This window comes from Xenorhabdus sp. BG5, from assembly GCF_015163665.1.
Taxonomy (GTDB): domain Bacteria; phylum Pseudomonadota; class Gammaproteobacteria; order Enterobacterales; family Enterobacteriaceae; genus Xenorhabdus.
In genome coordinates this window covers 72,068-89,511 of record NZ_JADEUG010000012.1, presented here as the reverse complement: position 1 = coordinate 89,511, position 17,444 = coordinate 72,068, and the positions used below count along the sequence as shown (strand labels likewise).

19 protein-coding genes and 2 tRNA genes are annotated in these 17,444 nt (G+C 44.3%); 5 read left to right on the top strand and 16 right to left on the bottom strand.

Features of this window, described 5'->3' with window-relative positions; genetic code table 11:
- Positions 1-17: 17 nt before the first annotated feature.
- The 9 genes from nusA to rlmE all read right to left on the bottom strand — a co-directional run bounded on the left by nusA (position 18) and on the right by rlmE (position 8,029).
- A complete protein-coding gene (gene nusA / locus IQ209_RS08560; protein WP_193850846.1) occupies positions 18-1,526 on the bottom strand; it encodes a transcription termination factor NusA in 1,509 nt (502 codons plus the stop codon).
- 21 nt (positions 1,527-1,547) lie between these two features.
- On the bottom strand, positions 1,548-2,000 hold the full coding sequence (gene rimP, locus IQ209_RS08555; protein ID WP_193850844.1) for a ribosome maturation factor RimP: 453 nt from the start codon (positions 1,998-2,000) through the stop codon (positions 1,548-1,550).
- A 225-nt stretch (positions 2,001-2,225) separates the two neighbouring features.
- Positions 2,226-2,302, bottom strand: a tRNA-Met gene (locus IQ209_RS08550).
- Positions 2,303-2,360: 58 nt separating this feature from the next.
- A tRNA-Leu gene (locus IQ209_RS08545) sits at positions 2,361-2,450 on the bottom strand.
- Positions 2,451-2,535: 85 nt separating this feature from the next.
- On the bottom strand, positions 2,536-2,874 hold the full coding sequence (gene secG / locus IQ209_RS08540; RefSeq protein ID WP_193850841.1) for a preprotein translocase subunit SecG: 339 nt from the start codon (positions 2,872-2,874) through the stop codon (positions 2,536-2,538).
- 179 nt (positions 2,875-3,053) lie between these two features.
- On the bottom strand, positions 3,054-4,391 hold the full coding sequence (glmM, locus tag IQ209_RS08535; RefSeq protein WP_193850839.1) for a phosphoglucosamine mutase: 1,338 nt from the start codon (positions 4,389-4,391) through the stop codon (positions 3,054-3,056).
- A gap of 113 nt (positions 4,392-4,504) precedes the next feature.
- A complete protein-coding gene (folP, locus tag IQ209_RS08530; protein ID WP_193850837.1) occupies positions 4,505-5,365 on the bottom strand; it encodes a dihydropteroate synthase in 861 nt (286 codons plus the stop codon).
- 66 nt (positions 5,366-5,431) lie between these two features.
- Entirely contained in the window at positions 5,432-7,351 is a 1,920-nt protein-coding gene (gene ftsH / locus IQ209_RS08525) for an ATP-dependent zinc metalloprotease FtsH (protein WP_193850835.1), read from the bottom strand.
- A gap of 48 nt (positions 7,352-7,399) precedes the next feature.
- Positions 7,400-8,029, bottom strand: coding sequence for a 23S rRNA (uridine(2552)-2'-O)-methyltransferase RlmE (gene rlmE, locus IQ209_RS08520; RefSeq protein ID WP_074019936.1), 630 nt, complete (start codon positions 8,027-8,029; stop codon positions 7,400-7,402).
- 133 nt (positions 8,030-8,162) lie between these two features.
- Here rlmE and yhbY point away from each other — a divergent pair, with 133 nt between their 5' ends.
- Positions 8,163-8,456 (top strand): ribosome assembly RNA-binding protein YhbY, encoded by a 294-nt coding sequence (gene yhbY / locus IQ209_RS08515; protein WP_193850833.1) that lies wholly within the window; start codon positions 8,163-8,165, stop codon positions 8,454-8,456.
- Positions 8,457-8,650: 194 nt separating this feature from the next.
- On the opposite strand, the gene greA is transcribed toward yhbY, so the two are convergent.
- Positions 8,651-9,127, bottom strand: a complete 477-nt coding sequence (gene greA, locus IQ209_RS08510) for a transcription elongation factor GreA (RefSeq protein WP_193850831.1) — start codon at positions 9,125-9,127, stop codon at positions 8,651-8,653.
- Positions 9,128-9,524: 397 nt separating this feature from the next.
- Here greA and dacB point away from each other — a divergent pair, with 397 nt between their 5' ends.
- On the top strand, positions 9,525-10,985 hold the full coding sequence (dacB, locus tag IQ209_RS08505; protein WP_193850829.1) for a serine-type D-Ala-D-Ala carboxypeptidase: 1,461 nt from the start codon (positions 9,525-9,527) through the stop codon (positions 10,983-10,985).
- An 87-nt stretch (positions 10,986-11,072) separates the two neighbouring features.
- On the opposite strand, the gene cgtA is transcribed toward dacB, so the two are convergent.
- The 3 genes from cgtA to rplU all read right to left on the bottom strand — a co-directional run bounded on the left by cgtA (position 11,073) and on the right by rplU (position 12,960).
- The gene (cgtA, locus tag IQ209_RS08500) at positions 11,073-12,242 is read right to left on the bottom strand and encodes an Obg family GTPase CgtA (RefSeq protein WP_193850827.1); all 1,170 of its coding nucleotides are present in this window, start codon (positions 12,240-12,242) and stop codon (positions 11,073-11,075) included.
- A gap of 131 nt (positions 12,243-12,373) precedes the next feature.
- Positions 12,374-12,631: a 50S ribosomal protein L27 gene (gene rpmA / locus IQ209_RS08495; RefSeq protein WP_011148617.1), complete on the bottom strand. Its 258-nt coding sequence runs from the start codon at positions 12,629-12,631 to the stop codon at positions 12,374-12,376.
- A 20-nt stretch (positions 12,632-12,651) separates the two neighbouring features.
- Positions 12,652-12,960, bottom strand: a complete 309-nt coding sequence (gene rplU / locus IQ209_RS08490) for a 50S ribosomal protein L21 (RefSeq protein WP_012986964.1) — start codon at positions 12,958-12,960, stop codon at positions 12,652-12,654.
- A 251-nt stretch (positions 12,961-13,211) separates the two neighbouring features.
- Between rplU and ispB the strand changes: the two genes are divergently transcribed.
- Positions 13,212-14,183: an octaprenyl diphosphate synthase gene (gene ispB, locus IQ209_RS08485; protein WP_193850817.1), complete on the top strand. Its 972-nt coding sequence runs from the start codon at positions 13,212-13,214 to the stop codon at positions 14,181-14,183.
- Positions 14,184-14,207: 24 nt separating this feature from the next.
- On the opposite strand, the gene IQ209_RS08480 is transcribed toward ispB, so the two are convergent.
- Together IQ209_RS08480 and IQ209_RS08475 are read right to left on the bottom strand one after the other, a co-directional pair.
- Positions 14,208-14,588: a DNA-binding protein gene (locus IQ209_RS08480; protein WP_193850815.1), complete on the bottom strand. Its 381-nt coding sequence runs from the start codon at positions 14,586-14,588 to the stop codon at positions 14,208-14,210.
- Positions 14,589-14,663: 75 nt separating this feature from the next.
- The gene (locus IQ209_RS08475) at positions 14,664-15,011 is read right to left on the bottom strand and encodes a DNA-binding protein (protein ID WP_193850813.1); all 348 of its coding nucleotides are present in this window, start codon (positions 15,009-15,011) and stop codon (positions 14,664-14,666) included.
- A 187-nt stretch (positions 15,012-15,198) separates the two neighbouring features.
- On the opposite strand from IQ209_RS08475, the gene IQ209_RS08470 reads away from it, so the two are divergent.
- Complete coding sequence (locus IQ209_RS08470; RefSeq protein ID WP_099132640.1) at positions 15,199-15,465, top strand: helix-turn-helix transcriptional regulator; 267 nt, start codon at positions 15,199-15,201, stop codon at positions 15,463-15,465.
- 110 nt (positions 15,466-15,575) lie between these two features.
- On the opposite strand, the gene mdh is transcribed toward IQ209_RS08470, so the two are convergent.
- Positions 15,576-16,514: a malate dehydrogenase gene (mdh, locus tag IQ209_RS08465; protein ID WP_193850810.1), complete on the bottom strand. Its 939-nt coding sequence runs from the start codon at positions 16,512-16,514 to the stop codon at positions 15,576-15,578.
- Between the two features lie 405 nt (positions 16,515-16,919).
- On the opposite strand from mdh, the gene argR reads away from it, so the two are divergent.
- A complete protein-coding gene (argR, locus tag IQ209_RS08460) occupies positions 16,920-17,390 on the top strand; it encodes a transcriptional regulator ArgR (protein WP_193850808.1) in 471 nt (156 codons plus the stop codon).
- Positions 17,391-17,444: the final 54 nt, after the last annotated feature.

Here is a 17,444-nt window from a genome sequence, read left to right as displayed (position 1 = left end):
TTCCTGCTACAGTTTATTTATGCATCATCGCCAAACCAACAGATATTTCGGGCTGCCATAATGAGTTCTCCTGCTTTCTCATCATTCAGTCCTTCGATATCAGATAAGTCGTCGATACCCTGCTCGGCAAGATCTTCCAGAGTGCAGATGCCACGGGCAGCCAGGTTAAACGCCAAAGTACGCTCCATGCCAGGCAGATTCAATAAATCTTCGGCAGGTTGCTGATCACTAAGACTCTCTTTCTGAGCCAGTTCCAGCGTCGTCAAGGCCGCTTTAGCACGTTCACGAAGAGCTTCAACGGTTTCTTCATCAAGGCCTTCTATTGCCAGAAGTTCATTGATTGGCACATAAGCCAGTTCTTCCAGTGTAGAGAAACCTTCCTCGACCAATACAGTGGCGAAATCTTCATCAATGTCGAGATGCTTAGTAAATGTATCAATAGAAGCGTGTGCTTCTGCCTGATGTTTTGCTTGTAGCTCTTCCGCAGTCATGACATTAAGTTCCCATTTGTCATCACCACGATGTTTTTTCAACAGCTGTGCCGCCAGACGAACGTTCTGACCATTACGGCCAATCGCCTGAGCGAGATTACTGTTTTCTACGGCAACATCCATGGTGCAGTTGTCTTCGTCAACCACAATAGATGCAACATCCGCCGGAGCCATTGCATTAATGACAAACTGCGCAGGGTTATCGTCCCACAACACGATGTCAATTCTTTCACCGCCCAGTTCACTGGAAACGGCTTGTACCCTTGCACCACGCATACCAACACAAGCACCAACAGGATCAATACGCTTGTCGTTAGTTTTCACTGCGATCTTTGCACGGGAACCCGGATCACGAGCAGCCGCTTTGATCTCAATGATCTCTTCACCAATCTCAGGCACTTCGATGCGGAACAATTCAACCAACATCTCAGGACGAGAACGAGTGATGAAAAGCTGTGCACCACGCGCTTCAGGGCGAACATCATACAGAACACCACGCACGCGGTCACCTGGACGGAAGTTTTCCCGTGGCAACATGTCTTCACGTAAAATGACCGCTTCAGCATTATTACCTAAATCCAAAGTAATATTTTCGCGGTTCATTTTTTTGACCTGACCGGTCACGATTTCACCCTGCTGCTCACGGAATTGATCAACAACCATCGCGCGCTCAGCTTCACGTACTTTCTGTACGATAACCTGTTTTGCCGTCTGGGTCGTAATGCGGTCAAAGGTCACTGATTCAATTTGATCTTCAATATAACCACCCAATTCAATCTCTGGGTTGTCAAATTTTGCCGCTTCCAGAGTGATTTCGCGCGTTGGCTGAGTCACTTCGTTAACAACTAACCAGCGACGGAAGGTATCAAAATCACCTGATTTACGATCGATACAAACACGGACGTCGATTTCCTGCTCATACTTTTTCTTGGTGGCTGTCGCCAGTGCAATCTCTAATGCTTCGAAGATTTTTTCGCGAGGGAGTGATTTTTCATTAGAAACCGCTTCCACAACAGCCAGAATTTCTTTATTCATCCTAGTTGCCTCATCCGAACTTTAAAAGTGGGGTACCAGGTTCGCTTTCTGGATGTTGCTCAGTGCGAACACTTCGTCTTTTCCATCCACCGTAACCGTAATCATTTCACCATCAACTGCCTTGATGATACCTTGCCATTTGCGACGGTTCTGCATTGCCATGCGTAAAACCAAACTGACTGCTTCACCAATAAAACGCTGGTAATGTTCAGCCTTAAACAGTGGACGCTCAAGCCCTGGTGAAGATATTTCCAGGTTATAAAGCCCTGGAATCGGATCTTCAACATCAAGCACTGCACTGACCTGGTGGCTAACATCAGCACAATTATCAACAGTGATACCCTCCTCACTATCAATATAGACTCGCAACGTCGATACACGAGCGCGAATAAACTCCAGGCCAACTAATTCAAAACCCAAAGCTTCAACTGGTGCTGAAATTATCTCTGTTAATTTTTGCTCTAATGTGGACAAGCCCACCCCCAAGACATAAAAAAAGGGCTATATTAGCCCAGTAGTTCTGCTGTCAAATAACAAAAAACCCCGATACTCGGGGCTTTATGCAACTGGACCCTATTTACTGCCAGCGGTCTCAACCTACTTCTTTTTTATACCTTTCAAAGCAACCTGTCAAATCAGGATAGATATCTCAATGGCTACTGAATCATTACTATTGAAAAGGTATAGGTTGTTAAGAAGTGGTTGCGGGAGCCGGATTTGAACCGACGACCTTCGGGTTATGAGCCCGACGAGCTACCATGCTGCTCCATCCCGCGTTCGAAAACGTGGCAAATCTTACGCTGATAATACTAAAAACGCAAGTTTCTAGATTAATGGTGCCGAGGACGGGACTTGAACCCGTACGCCCGTTGTTTAGGCACTACCACCTCAAGGTAGCGTGTATACCAATTTCACCACCTCGGCACTGATTTTATAGGTTTGTTATTTTAATGGTTATCTAAACTCATTGTTAAAATCAACAACCCTATTTCAATTCTGTTACTGAATGTTACTGTGGGATATCACTATTTGGTTTTGCTGGCGTTGTCGGAACTTCTGCCTGTTTTTCAACTTTTACAGGTTCGACAAGGTTATCCCATTTACTGCCGGAACTTGTCTTGTTGCTGGTCATATTACCAAGAATCAGACTGATAACAATGAACAACGTGGCAAAAACAGCCGTCATGCGGGTCATAAAATTGCTGGAACCCGATGAACCAAACAGCGTGTTAGATGCACCCGCGCCGAAAGAAGCACCCATATCAGCACCTTTACCTTGCTGTAGCAGAACCAGAGCTATTAGCCCGATGCCAACCAGCAAGAATATACCTAAAAGAGCTTCATACATATGTTGTACCCGTTTCCTCGTGGTGTTTACCACAATTTCATAGCGACGTTATGTTGCATCACCCGCTCACAAAATTAGAAAAATTAACTTATTGAGCGGGTGTGAATACTAACCAAAGCGTATCATACACGCAAGATTAATTTTAAATCCTGACGCTGATCGGGTGAAAAATCAACAAATCAACCGATTTTTTTCACCGCATCAGCAATACGATGCGCCAATGCCGTGACTTGCTTTTCATCTTCACCTTCCACCATGACACGAATCAATGGTTCTGTACCTGATTTACGCAGCAGAACGCGACCACGACCATTCAATTCAGTCTCAACTGATTTTACGGTTTCAAGCACTGATTCTGATTGCAGAGGATCGACATTACCTGCAAAGCGAACGTTAACCAAAATTTGTGGCAGAAGTTTCATACCACTGCACAGATCATGCAAGCTCATATTATTACGTACCATTGCACTCAAGACTTGCAATCCAGCAACAATGCCATCTCCTGTTGTGGTTTTGTCTAGCAAAATCACATGGCCTGAATTTTCTGCGCCCAAACGCCAGCCTTTTTCCTGCAATTTCTCCAGCACATAGCGATCGCCAACTTTCGCACGTTCAAAGGGAATACCAAGCTGTTTCAGTGCCAACTCCAGCCCCATATTGCTCATTAACGTACCCACTGCACCGCCACGTAGCTGACCTTGTCTCAACGCTTCACGCGCAATGATATAAAGGATCTGATCGCCATCAACTTTTTGCCCCAAATGATCAACCATAATGATGCGGTCACCATCGCCATCAAATGCCAGACCAACGTGCGCTTGTTCTTCCAATACACGCTGTTGCAATGAATGAACATCTGTTGCACCACATTCTTCATTGATGTTGATGCCATTAGGTTCACAACCAATGGCAATAACCTCCGCTCCCAGCTCTCTGAGCACATTCGGGGCAATATGGTAGGTCGCACCATTGGCGCAATCCAAAACAATTTTCAATCCATTTAAACTTTGTTCACTAGGGAATGTCCCTTTACAAAATTCAATGTAACGACCCGCCGCATCAACTATCCGATTTGCCCGTCCCAACTCAGCAGATTCTACACAAGTCAGAGGCTTTTCCATTTCCGCTTCAATCGCTTCTTCAACATCATCCGGTAATTTAGTTCCATCGATGGAGAAGAATTTAATACCGTTATCATAGTAAGGGTTGTGGGAAGCGGAAATGACAATGCCAGCTTCTGCACGAAAAGTACGTGTCAGATACGCCACGGCAGGAGTTGGCATCGGGCCGGTAAAAGATGCTGATAATCCCGCTGCGGCCAGTCCAGCTTCCAGAGCAGATTCCAACATATAACCTGATATTCGGGTATCTTTACCAATAATGATTTTGCGAGAACCATGACGCGCCAGCACTTTTCCCGCAGCCCAACCAAGTTTCAATACAAAGTCAGGGGTAATTGGGGTATTCCCCACTTTGCCACGGATACCGTCAGTGCCAAAATATTTACGGTTACTCATAAATTTCTTTCCTTTGCTGAACGAATTTTCTGCTCTCAGCGTTTTTTGCTGACATCATGTTCTTTAAAAACGATATATTTTCTGAATATGTATTTTATGGACATGTATTCTTTTCAGATACCGAATTCCGTACAAGTGTTGTTGGCAGACGCGGACAGAGTTGCATGAACGACTTGCATTGCCTGAACGGTTTCTTTTACATCATGCACACGGATAATCTGGGCACCTTTCATGGCTGCAATCACAGCACAAGCAACGCTTCCTGCCACACGCTCTTGCGGCGGCATATCAAGTAATTGGCCAATCATAGACTTACGGGACATCCCCGCCAGAATAGGTAATCCCAAATGATGGAATTCTTGCAAGTAAGCCAATAACTGATAATTATGCGATAAGTTCTTACCAAAACCGAAGCCAGGATCAAGAATCAGGTTGTTTTTTGCGATACCCGCAGCAACACAGCGCTCAATTTGCTGTATCAGAAAGGTTTTCACTTCCGACACAACATCTTCATAGTGAGGTTCTGTTTGCATTGTGCGAGGTTGCCCCTGCATATGCATCAGACAGATTGGCAAACCACTTTGTGCTGCCGCATCAAGTGCTCCAGGTTCCTGCAACGCACGGACGTCATTGATAATATGCGCTCCCGCCTTGGCTGATTCCCGCATAACAGTAGCTTTTGAGGTATCAACAGAGATCCAGACATCAAATCGTTGTACCAGCGCCTCAATCACCGGAATAACACGATCCAGTTCTTCCTGCCCACTTACCTCATTCGCTCCAGGACGAGTCGACTCTCCTCCCACATCAATAATGGTTGCTCCTTCTTTGATCATCCTGGCGGCATGTTTCAATGCTGCGTTAAAAGTATTATGGGTTCCACCGTCAGAGAAGGAATCAGGAGTGACATTCAAAATCCCCATCACTTGTGGGCAGGAAAGATTGAGGGCGCTGCCTCTGGCTGTCAGTTTCATCGCTAGGTGCCTTAATGTCAAAACCCCAGGACAAGCCTGGGGTTTAATATAAGATTATTAGCCTCGTTATGCGGTTGGATTACCATCCGCAGGCTTTGAAGTTTGCTGCGGAGATGAGGTGTTATGACGGTTATTGCTATTACCGCCGTTCTTATCACCTTCCCAACCTGCTGGTGGGCGTACTGTTGTACGATTCATCAGATCATCAATCTGCGGTGCATCAATAGTTTCATACTTCATCAATGCATCTTTCATTGAGTGAAGAATATCCAGATTATCCATCAGAATCTGACGAGCACGTACATAGTTACGATCGATGATAGCCTTCACTTCCTGATCGATTAAACGCGCGGTGTCTTCAGACATATGTTTAGCCTTGGCAACCGAACGGCCGAGGAAAACTTCACCCTCTTCTTCCGCATACAGCAATGGTCCCAGTTTTTCTGAGAAGCCCCACTGTGTCACCATGTTACGCGCAATAGATGTCGCCACTTTAATATCGTTGGACGCACCTGTAGAAACATTATCTACACCATAGATAATTTCTTCCGCTAACCGGCCACCGTATAAGGTTGAAATTTGGCTTTCCAACTTCTGACGGCTTGCACTGATCTGATCGCCCTCTGGCAAGAAGAACGTCACACCCAACGCACGGCCACGCGGAATAATCGTCACTTTATGCACGGGATCGTGTTCTGGAACCAAACGACCAATAATGGCATGTCCTGCTTCATGGTATGCCGTGGATTCTTTCTGTTCCTCCGTCATAACCATTGAACGGCGCTCCGCACCCATCATGATCTTATCTTTGGCTTTTTCGAACTCAACCATGGAAACAACGCGTTTGTTACCGCGAGCCGCAAACAAAGCTGCCTCATTCACAAGGTTTGCCAAATCTGCGCCAGAGAAACCGGGTGTACCACGCGCAATGACCGATGCATCAATATCAGTATCCAGCGGGATGCGACGCATATGAACTTTCAGGATTTGCTCACGGCCACGAACATCTGGCAGGCCAACAACGACCTGACGGTCAAAACGGCCAGGACGTAACAAAGCTGGATCGAGAACATCAGGACGGTTAGTCGCTGCAATAACAATAATGCCTTCGTTACCTTCAAAGCCATCCATCTCAACCAGCATTTGGTTCAATGTCTGTTCACGTTCATCATGTCCGCCACCCAGACCCGCACCACGCTGACGACCCACTGCATCGATTTCGTCAATAAAGATAATACATGGCGCAGCTTTTTTCGCCTGCTCAAACATATCACGAACACGGGAAGCACCAACACCAACAAACATTTCAACAAAATCAGAGCCAGAGATGGTGAAGAAAGGGACTTTCGCTTCGCCAGCAATAGCTTTCGCCAGCAATGTCTTACCCGTACCTGGAGGACCAACCATCAGGATGCCTTTCGGGATCTTACCACCCAGTTTTTGGAAACGGCCAGGTTCACGCAGATACTCAACCAATTCACCCACTTCTTCTTTTGCTTCATCACAACCCGCAACGTCGGCAAACGTGGTTTTGATCTGATCTTCCGTCAACATCCGAGCTTTGCTTTTACCAAAAGACATCGCTCCTTTACCGCCACCACCTTGCATTTGGCGCATAAAGAAGATCCAGACGCCAATGAGCAGTAACATTGGGAACCATGAAATAAAGAGGGTCGCCAACAGGCCTTGCTGTTCTGGTGGTTCACCAACAACTTTTACCTGCTTATTAAGCAGGGTATCCAGCAACTTTTCATCCTGAATTGGCATATAAGTGCTGTATTTTCCACTGTTGTCTTTCTTAGTGAAATCAATGTCACGACCCGAAATACGTACTTCGCTTACTTGATTCTGCGATATCTCATTGATGAAATTAGAGTAATCAACCCTACGACCACTAGAATCGCCGGGACCAAAACTCTGGAACAATAACATCAAGACAACTGCGATGACTAACCAGAGAATCAGGTTTTTCGCCATGTCACTCAAGGGATTAACCTCATATTACAACTGTGTTAACAAATAGTAGTCAGGGTACTACACTTTCCGCCCTGTCGCTACAATGTATACTTCACGTGATCGTGCCCGCGAAGATTCTGGTTTACGAACTTTTACCTTCGCAAAAAGGGAGCGTATTTCCCTCAGGTATTCATCAAAGCCCTCTCCCTGAAATACTTTGACAATAAAACTACCCCCAGGGGCCAGCACATCACGACACATATCCAACGCTAATTCAACCAGATACATGGATCGGGGAATATCGACCGCGGGGGTTCCACTCATATTAGGAGCCATATCCGACATGACGACCTGGACTTTATTATCACCAACTCTCTCAAGTAATGTTTTCAATACCAGCTCATCACGAAAATCTCCTTGCAGGAAATCGACTCCAACTATCGGATCCATCGGCAAAAGATCGCAAGCAATGACTCGCCCACTATTACCAATCTGACTCACTACGTACTGAGACCACCCACCTGGAGCAGCGCCTAAATCAACAACGGTCATGCCCGGTTTAAAGATTTTGTCGCTTTGCTGTATCTCATCAAGTTTAAACCAAGCGCGAGAGCGAAGCCCTTTTTTCTGCGCCTGGAGAACATATTTATCACTAAAATGTTCCTGTAACCAGCGACTTGAGCTTGCTGAGCGTTTTTTATTGGCCATTGTTCTTTCCAACTTTACTAATAGGTGCCTTATTTTTTGCGCTCTCTTATCAAATCACACCACACTTTTATGGTGATAGATATGAGATGGCGGTAGAATATATCGTTTTCAATCCCAACTAAGCAAAAAAACGATGACTCTTAACAAGAAACAAATCCAATACCTGAAAAGTCTCGCTCATTCATTAAAGCCTGTCGTTATGATCGGCAACAATGGGTTAACCGAAGGTGTGTTGGCTGAAATCGAACAAACTCTTTCGCATCACGAGCTTATCAAAGTCAAAGTTGCAGGCGAAGACCGTGAAATAAAAACTTTGATCGCTGAAGCGATCGTTCGTGAAACGGGTGCACATAACGTGCAAATCATTGGCAAAATGTTAGTTCTCTACCGTCCATCAGAAGAACGCAGGATTAGTCTACCTAAATAATCACGGCATATTTATACAAAAGTGCCATATTAATTTATACCCAATGAATTTCAAGTTGCGGCTTGCAAATCAATGTGATTGTTTATATCTCCCCGCGTAGGGGGGAGATATAAGATGCATCTTGAAAGACGATGGGTATATTTACCTTAATAAAAAAGGCCAAAAACTGGCCTTTTTTCTTTGAGCATGGTGTATTAGATATAATCCACGTTCAAAACTTCGAATTCCACTTGACCGCCAGGCGTGGAGATGACAACAACATCATCCACTTCTTTACCAATCAGGCCACGGGCAATCGGTGAATTCACTGAAAGAAGATTTTCTTTAATATTGGCTTCATCATCACCGACGATACGGTAGGTTTGCTCTTCATCGGAATCCAAGTTCAGTACCGTGACCGTTGCCCCAAAAATCACCCGGCCATTGTTGGTCATCTTCATGACATCAATCACCTGTGCATTGGAAAGTTTAGCCTCAATTTCCTGAATACGGCCTTCACAGAACCCCTGCTGCTCACGAGCAGCATGATATTCCGCGTTTTCTTTCAAATCACCGTGTTCACGCGCCTCAGCGATTGCGGCAATAATTTGAGGCCGACGTACATTTTTCAAATGTTCTAATTCTTCGCGCAATTTATCCGCGCCACGTACCGTCATCGGAATTTGTTTCATTTATTAAACCTCTAAATTAATCCTAAGCCCAAACAACATCTTCCTGGTTTTTGTAATAACAGCACATTTTTTAATAACAGCACAATGAGCACACCTTATCAGGCGAGCTTACAGATACTTGATAAAAAGAAGTGTAATTCAGCACAATCTGAAGTCCACAGGCATAATTACCTGCCAATCTATCATTCTAACGTAGAGTTGATGATGGATCATCGTTTATACGCATTAAACTTCAAGTTGCAATTTACAACACTCTATGAAACCTGATTTCTCCCCGCTCCGCGGGGAGAAATCACACGCATCTTGAAGTTAGATTGGTATACTTTTCCTTTGAATTATACCTTAGTATGATTAATACAAATATTCCTGGAATACATTACCTTCATACGCGAGATCTATGGCTCTTTTAAAAATGACCAGCAGAATAGCTTGTATGCTCAGCTTGAGTCTGAGTATTTTCAGTGCAAATGCCTCTTCTGATATTTCTTATATTGAGAAAAGTGCCCAGTATTTGCCTACAGGAACTAATTTATCATTTATTGCCCAAGCTGTTGGTGCAAAAAATCCCTTAGTTGATTATCACGGGCAACAAATGGCCTTACCTGCCAGTACGCAGAAAATTGTGACGGCATTAGCAGCGCTATTGCAGCTTGGTAAGGATTACCGTTTTATCACAACGCTGGAAAGTGATGCCCATCTTTCAGAGGGTGTATTAAAAGGTAACCTAACGGCTCGCTTTGTCGGTGATCCCATGCTGACACGTTCACAACTGCGCAATATGGCCGAAACTCTAAAACAATCTGGTATAAAACAGATTGATGGAGATCTTGTCATAGATATTTCGATTTTCTCCAGCCATGATAAAGCGCCAGGCTGGATATGGAACGATATGACACAGTGTTTCAGTGCCCCTCCATCAGCAGCCATCGTGGATAAGAACTGCTTTTCTGTTTCACTCTACAGCGCAGAACAACCTGGCGAACAGGCATTTGTCCGTGTGCCCTCTTTTTATCCTGTTAATGTACTGAGTGAAGTTAAAACCTTGGCTAAGGGTTCACCAGAAGCGAAGTATTGTGAATTTGATGTTACATCAGGTGATTTAAATCGATATACCCTTACAGGTTGCCTGACACAACGCGATGAACCACTCCCATTGGCTTTTGCTATCCAGAATGGGCCTGGTTATGCTGGCAAGCTCCTAAAGAATGAACTGAATATTGCCGGTATTGAGTTAAAAGGCCATATACGGCTCCAGTCGGCTCCCAAGCAACCAGAAAAGATCCTCGCCGTAAATCAATCTGTGCCATTAAATAAGATGCTCGAAATCATGTTGAAAAAATCAGATAACATGATTGCGGATACTCTCTTTCGTACCCTCGGCCACCGCTATTTCAACGTTCCTGGGACATGGCGGGCAGGTTCCGATGCTGTTCGCCAGATTCTGAAACAGAAAGCGGGTATTGATTTGGGCAATACTATCATGGTAGATGGCTCTGGCCTTTCACGCCACAATTTAATCGCTGCTACAACCATGATGGAAATATTGCAATTTATTGCTCAGCATAATAATGAGCTGGACTTCATCTCCATGTTGCCCAAAGCGGGATATGATGGCACGTTGGCTTATCGGCCTGGTCTGCATGAATCGGGACTTGATGGTAAAGTCTTTGCTAAAACGGGATCATTACAAGGAGTTTATAATCTCGCAGGGTTTATGACTACTGCCCGTGGACAACAAATTGCTTTTGTCCAGTTTGTCTCTGCATACTCTGTTCCTCCAGAAGATCAACGAACCCGCCGTGTTCCTTTATCTCGTTTTGAACACAATTTATATAAATCGTTATATCAAAGTCACTGAGTTGGCTCAGTTTTGGTAAGAAGAACTTGATCAAAAAAAGGGCGCCAAATACAGCGCCCTTTTTTATATTCAAATGGTTACGGAAGATTAGCGTTTATAAATAAACTCAACGCCTTCGTCATCTTCTTCGTCCCAGTCATCATCCCAATCTTCGTCGTCAGATGCTTGCTGTAGCTGCTCTTTATGGTAGTCATCCCACATAAATTCAACTTTTTCCGGTTGGGACTCCTCCGACGCTTCCATACTGCGAGGCTGCGTCTTCATGAACTCCATAATATCCCAGCAAAGCGCTTTCACGCCCTGACGATTCACGGCTGAGATCATGTAATAATCGCCTTCCCAACCAAGCTCATCAGCGATAGCTTTTGCCCGCTGTTTAGCTTCTTCTGGATCGGTGAGATCGACTTTGTTAAAGACCAACCAACGCGGTTTTTCTGCCAGTTTTTCACTGTAATTATGCAGCTCTTTGATGATGATACGGGCGTTTTCAACCGGATCGGATTCATCGATTGGGCAGAGATCAATCAAATGCAGCAATACGCGGCAACGTTCCAAATGCTTCAAGAAACGGATACCCAATCCAGCGCCTTCTGATGCACCTTCAATCAGCCCAGGGATATCGGCGACGACAAAACTTTGCTCGTTATCCATACGCACAACGCCAAGGCTTGGCACCAAGGTTGTAAATGGATAATCAGCGACTTTCGGTTTTGCGGCCGATACAGCACGAATAAAGGTGGATTTGCCTGCATTTGGCATTCCCAGCATTCCCACATCAGCCAGCAGCATCAGTTCCAACATCAACTCACGACTTTCTCCGGGCGTTCCCATCGTTCTTTGACGAGGAGCACGGTTCACCGAAGATTTAAAACGAGTATTGCCAAGGCCGTGGAAGCCCCCTTTTGCTACCATAAAACGCTGTTCATGGTGCAGCATATCCCCAAGCACTTCGCCCGTAGCAACATCACGTACACGCGTTCCGACCGGAACCTTAATCGTAATGTCCTGACCACGTTTACCCGTACAATCGCGGCTTTGTCCATTCTGGCCACGTTCAGCACGGAAGGATTTTTCAAAACGGTAATCAATCAGTGTATTGAGGTTTTCATCTGCCAGCAGGTAGACATCTCCACCATCACCACCATCGCCGCCGTCCGGCCCACCTTTTGGAATATATTTCTCACGACGGAAGCTGACGCAACCATTGCCACCATCTCCCGCTACAACCAGAATCCTGGCTTCATCTACAAATTTCATCAATTTTCTCCGTAGGATAGCCACTGTAAAGCTGGATGGCAGCTAGTACCCAGAGATGGCGTAATCCAAAATAATAAAAAGCCCCGCAACACACATTGCAGGGCTTCTGATTCGATCAAGATACAAAAAACTTATTCAGCTTCGATGCTGATAAATTTACGGTTTTTTGGACCTTTAACTTCGAACTTAACTTTCCCGTCAGCTAATGCGAACAGGGTGTGGTCACGGCCACAACCTACGTTGTTGCCTGCGTGGAATTTAGTACCACGTTGACGAACGATGATGCTACCTGCCAAAACAGACTCACCACCAAAACGTTTTACACCCAGACGTTTGCTTTCAGAATCGCGACCGTTACGAGTCGAGCCGCCAGCCTTTTTGTGTGCCATTAATCTGCTCTCCTAAAATCTTAAGCGATGCCAGTGATTTTAACATCGGTGAACCACTGACGGTGGCCCTGTTGCTTACGGCTATGTTTACGACGACGAAACTTAACAATTTTAATTTTCTCGCCACGACCGTGTGCTACAACTTCAGCTTTAACTTTAACGCCTTCAACTACTGGAGCGCCGATTTTGATATCTTCGCCGTTAGCGACCATCAGCACCTGGTCAAACTCAACAGTTTCACCTGTTGCGATGTCCAGCTTTTCCAAGCGAATTGTTTGGCCTTCGCTTACTCGGTGTTGTTTACCACCACTTTGGAAAACTGCGTACATATAAACTCCGCTTTCCGCGCACCCCCTAAAAATGCTTTCCAGAGCGCGCTATAAAATATTCACAATAGGGCGCGAATTCTACGCAAAAACCACTTGGAAGACAAGTGCAGAATTAGAACAGATGAGAAAAAAACAGAGTTTTTCAATTGTCATTTATTTGAACGGTTTTTCAAGTACAATCGATATATCTTGATATCTATTGATATGCTAATTAATGAGCACAGCTCTGAATCAGAGTCCAAAGCCAAAACATGAATTTAGAATCGATACTTAAACTCACCGCTGATGATATGGCAGCGGTTAATGCAACCATTCTTAACCAATTAAATTCTGACGTTGCGCTGATTAACCAACTTGGTTACTACATCATCAGCGGTGGTGGCAAACGCATTCGGCCAATGATTGCTGTACTGGTAGGTAAAGCCCTTCATTGCCAAGACGAAAAACATATCAAAGTTGCTGCTTTGATTGAATTTATCCACACGGCAACACTGCTGCATGATGATGTCGTTGATGAGTCTGATATGCGCCGTGGTAAGGCGACTGCCAACGCCATTTATGGCAATGCCGCCAGTGTCCTTGTGGGCGATTTTATCTATACGCGCTCATTTCAAATGATGACCGATCTCGACTCCATGCGCGTATTAAAATTGATGTCTGACGCTACCAATGTCATCGCTGAAGGCGAAGTTATGCAGTTGATGAACTGCAATGATCCTAATATTTCAGAAGATGACTATATGAGAGTCATTTACAGTAAAACCGCTCGCCTGTTTGAGGTCGCTGCGCATTCAGCCGCCATTCTCGCCAACGCCACGCCTGAGCAAGAAATAGCACTACGTGATTATGGTCGTTATTTAGGCACCGCATTTCAATTAATTGATGATCTGTTGGATTATGACTCAGATAACAGCACGCTTGGTAAGAACACAGGAGATGACTTAAACGAAGGCAAACCCACTTTGCCTCTTTTGCACGCCATGAACCACGGAACACCGGAACAATCCGCTTTGATCCGAAGTGCCATTGAGCAAGGTAATGGCCGCCATTTGTTGAATACCGTCCTGGCAACGATGAAACAGTGTGGTTCACTTAAATACACCCGTCAGCGGGCAGAAGAAGAAGCTGATAAGGCCATTTCAGCATTGCAGTCACTGGAAGATTCTCCATACAAGGCGGCCCTTGAGGGATTGGCCCATGTCGCTGTACAGCGACTTTCCTAAAACTGAATCAGCGCCCCAGAAAATTCAATCCAGGGCGCTGTCTTTATTATCAATATCATGAATACCGACATATTGGACAAGGCTGGCTAGCCCTTTTCTCAAAATAAATTTAACCATGCGTTCTCTTTCGGATTTGCTCAACTGGTAATAAGCCTCTACCCAGATCATAAATGGGTCCTGTCGCTTATTGCGGTAGTATTCGACTGAATTTTCACTGACCGTCAATACATTCACGACTTCTTCGGGCAAACTGTTGACATTATATTCGAGCGCTTTTCCTTGTACGCCACGCTTACGGCGTTGTTCCCAGCCCTCGCGTCTTGCCATCAGATTGACTCCTTGGGGAGACGATGGCAGCCCTGCGAGGCCGATGAGTTCTTTTGCAGAATACCACTCTTTTTTCATCTCTTTCTCCTCGCTTGATACTGGAACAGTGACGAGAAAGCCAAATTTTAAGCACCTGGCTTTTCAAAAGCTGCCTCAAGTAGCTATGATTTTTTCCAAAAAACTTCTTATGCCATCTCGTAATATCACTTCGGTAATGACCTCCTTCTCTTCCTCAGTGAGTAAATTAAATGCACTTACCCAAATAGATAAAGGATCTTGTTTCTGAACCTGATATTCCGCCGGTGTTTCATGAAGCTCCAAAGCTTCTAACGTTGATTTAGGAAAACAAGAGTAATGGTATTCAATCGCCCTTCCCTGGACACCTGACCGTTTTTGCCTCAACCACTCTTCACGTTTTGCCTTGGCATTAACTCCTTGTGGTGATCTAGGTAACTCACCTACACCGGTCAACTCCATTGCCGTATACCACTCTTTTTTCATAACGTTTCTCTATTTTTGTAACCAAGTTCAAAAAAGACGTCATTAAGAAAAAATTAGAAACATTTTTAGAAAAAATAATGTTATTTTAATTTCTTAATAACAGGTTCGTGTTCGTTATTAATTTCACATTAACGCTTTAGTTATACCACTAATGTGGCTTCTAATTTAATAGAAAAGGATTAAAAAAATGATTTCTATGAAATCGGATTGGCATCCTGCTGATATTATTGCCGCTTTACGTAAACGAGGAACGACGTTAGCTGCCGTTTCTCGTGCGGCAGGACTGAGTTCATCTACTTTGGCGAATACACTTTCTCGCCCGTGGCCCAAGGGAGAATGGATAATAGCGAATTACTTAGAACTACATCCGTCTGAAATATGGCCAAGCCGCTATTTCGATCCCCACACAGGAGAACTATTGGAAAGAAAAGTTAGAGAGAAAAAAAATAATTAGCTATCAATATAACTATTGAAAGAAAAACCGCTGGTTATTTCTAACTAGCGGTTTTAGTTATTTAATATATTTAACTTAATTCGTATATTAATAAATCATTAATAAATGAATTAGCCGTTAATAAACTTCTCGCCCAATTCAATATCTTTCTTCAAAACATCCAGCATGTTATCCAATGCTTTCTGTTCGAAGTCACTCAACTTGCCAATATCTAAACGTTCTTCGATACCATTTTTACCTAAGTGAACAGGCTGCGCAAAGAAACGGGCATATTTGCCATCACCTTCAACATAGCTGCACTCAACAACATTGCTTTCGCCTTGCAAGCCACGGATCAGCGCCAGCCCCAAACGAGCCGCTGCTTGTCCCATAGACAGTGTTGCAGAACCGCCACCCGCTTTCGCTTCAACAACCTCAGTACCCGCATTTTGGATACGCTTGGTCAATGCTTCAACTTCTTCATCAGTGAAGCTAACACCTGGTATTTGCGACAGCAGAGGCAGGATGGTCACACCAGAGTGCCCACCAATAACAGGAACTTCTATTTCTTCGACTTTCTTGTCTTTCAGTTCAGCAACAAAGGTGTTGGAACGAATGATATCCAGGGTTGTGACACCAAACAGGCGGTTCTTATCGTACACCCCTTCTTTTTTCAGTACCTCGGCGGCGATCGCTACAGTGGTATTGACTGGGTTGGTAATGATTCCAATTAATGCTTTTGGACAAGTTTTAGCAACCTGCTGAACCAGATTACGAATGATGCCCGCATTGATATTGAACAAATCGGAACGATCCATACCAGGTTTACGTGCCACACCCGCAGAAATTAATACGACATCTGCACCTGCCAGTGCAGGAGTTGCATCTTCACCAGCAAAACCAGCGACTTTGACTTCCGTTGGAATATGGCTCAGATCGGTTGCCACGCCTGGAGTCACCGGAGCAATGTCATACAAAGAAAGTTCTGAACCTGAAGGAAGCTGGGTCTTGAGTAGAAGGGCAAGTGCCTGACCAATACCACCGGCTGCACCGAGAACTGCAACTTTCATCCTGATACTCCTTAAATTAAGTACTGTAAATACGATCTATTTGTATACACTATGTATTAAAAACACCATGCATTAAAAACAATCTGTTAACAGTCAGATTATCCACTTAATAGCCTGATGATGGAACACCAAAGTCGTTTTATTCTAAACAAAATGCTTATCTGTTAATGAGATAATGGACACTTTTTCAAGAATTATTTCAGCCGTATTCCTCATCAATTAACGGATTACCTTACTCTTCCCTTTCAGGCCAAACAATCCCCAAACAGCACCATTTAATTAACAATACATTTACTCTGTTTAATTCACTATGCGCTGTATGTTGGTTTATTCTTCTCTTTCTTGAATAAAAATTCACTCTTTCGCATAATGTCCGCCTGATAACGGATTCAACGATGGTGAAATATGCGTGTTCCTTCGAAACAGGAAGATTTGGTAAAAGCTTTCAAGGCATTATTGAAAGAAGAAAAATTCAGCTCTCAAGGCGAAATTGTTTTGGCACTTCAAGAGCAGGGGTTTGAAAATATCAACCAATCTAAAGTTTCCAGAATGCTGACGAAATTTGGTGCTGTCCGAACCCGTAATGCAAAAATGGAAATGGTTTACTGCTTACCCGCAGAATTGGGTGTTCCTACTGCCACCAGCCCATTAAAAAATCTGGTATTAGATGTCGATTATAATCACAGCATTGTCGTCATACGAACTAGCCCTGGCGCAGCACAATTAATTGCCCGCCTATTAGATTCATTGGGGAAAGCAGAAGGAATTCTTGGCAGTATTGCAGGGGATGACACTATTTTTTCCACTCCAGCACAAAACTTTACGACCAAACAACTCTACGAAGCGATCCTCAACCTGTTTGAGCAAGAGCTTTAATTTATTCAGGTCTGCCGTATGACAATCTAATCAAAATATGCGTATGGCAGACCG

Bases quoted from the DNA above. Each gene is read 5' to 3' on its own strand.
- nusA (WP_193850846.1), bottom strand. From the start codon at position 1,526: ATGAATAAAGAAATTCTGGCTGTTGTGGAAGCGGTTTCTAATGAAAAA.
- secG (WP_193850841.1), bottom strand. From the start codon at position 2,874: ATGTATGAAGCTCTTTTAGGTATATTCTTGCTGGTTGGCATCGGGCTA.
- glmM (WP_193850839.1), bottom strand. From the start codon at position 4,391: ATGAGTAACCGTAAATATTTTGGCACTGACGGTATCCGTGGCAAAGTG.
- folP (WP_193850837.1), bottom strand. From the start codon at position 5,365: ATGAAACTGACAGCCAGAGGCAGCGCCCTCAATCTTTCCTGCCCACAA.
- rlmE (WP_074019936.1), bottom strand. From the start codon at position 8,029: ATGGCCAATAAAAAACGCTCAGCAAGCTCAAGTCGCTGGTTACAGGAA.
- yhbY (WP_193850833.1), top strand. From the start codon at position 8,163: ATGACTCTTAACAAGAAACAAATCCAATACCTGAAAAGTCTCGCTCAT.
- greA (WP_193850831.1), bottom strand. From the start codon at position 9,127: ATGAAACAAATTCCGATGACGGTACGTGGCGCGGATAAATTGCGCGAA.
- dacB (WP_193850829.1), top strand. From the start codon at position 9,525: ATGGCTCTTTTAAAAATGACCAGCAGAATAGCTTGTATGCTCAGCTTG.
- cgtA (WP_193850827.1), bottom strand. From the start codon at position 12,242: ATGAAATTTGTAGATGAAGCCAGGATTCTGGTTGTAGCGGGAGATGGT.
- rpmA (WP_011148617.1), bottom strand. From the start codon at position 12,631: ATGGCACACAAAAAGGCTGGCGGCTCGACTCGTAACGGTCGCGATTCT.
- rplU (WP_012986964.1), bottom strand. From the start codon at position 12,960: ATGTACGCAGTTTTCCAAAGTGGTGGTAAACAACACCGAGTAAGCGAA.
- ispB (WP_193850817.1), top strand. From the start codon at position 13,212: ATGAATTTAGAATCGATACTTAAACTCACCGCTGATGATATGGCAGCG.
- IQ209_RS08480 (WP_193850815.1), bottom strand. From the start codon at position 14,588: ATGAAAAAAGAGTGGTATTCTGCAAAAGAACTCATCGGCCTCGCAGGG.
- IQ209_RS08475 (WP_193850813.1), bottom strand. From the start codon at position 15,011: ATGAAAAAAGAGTGGTATACGGCAATGGAGTTGACCGGTGTAGGTGAG.
- IQ209_RS08470 (WP_099132640.1), top strand. From the start codon at position 15,199: ATGATTTCTATGAAATCGGATTGGCATCCTGCTGATATTATTGCCGCT.
- mdh (WP_193850810.1), bottom strand. From the start codon at position 16,514: ATGAAAGTTGCAGTTCTCGGTGCAGCCGGTGGTATTGGTCAGGCACTT.
- argR (WP_193850808.1), top strand. From the start codon at position 16,920: ATGCGTGTTCCTTCGAAACAGGAAGATTTGGTAAAAGCTTTCAAGGCA.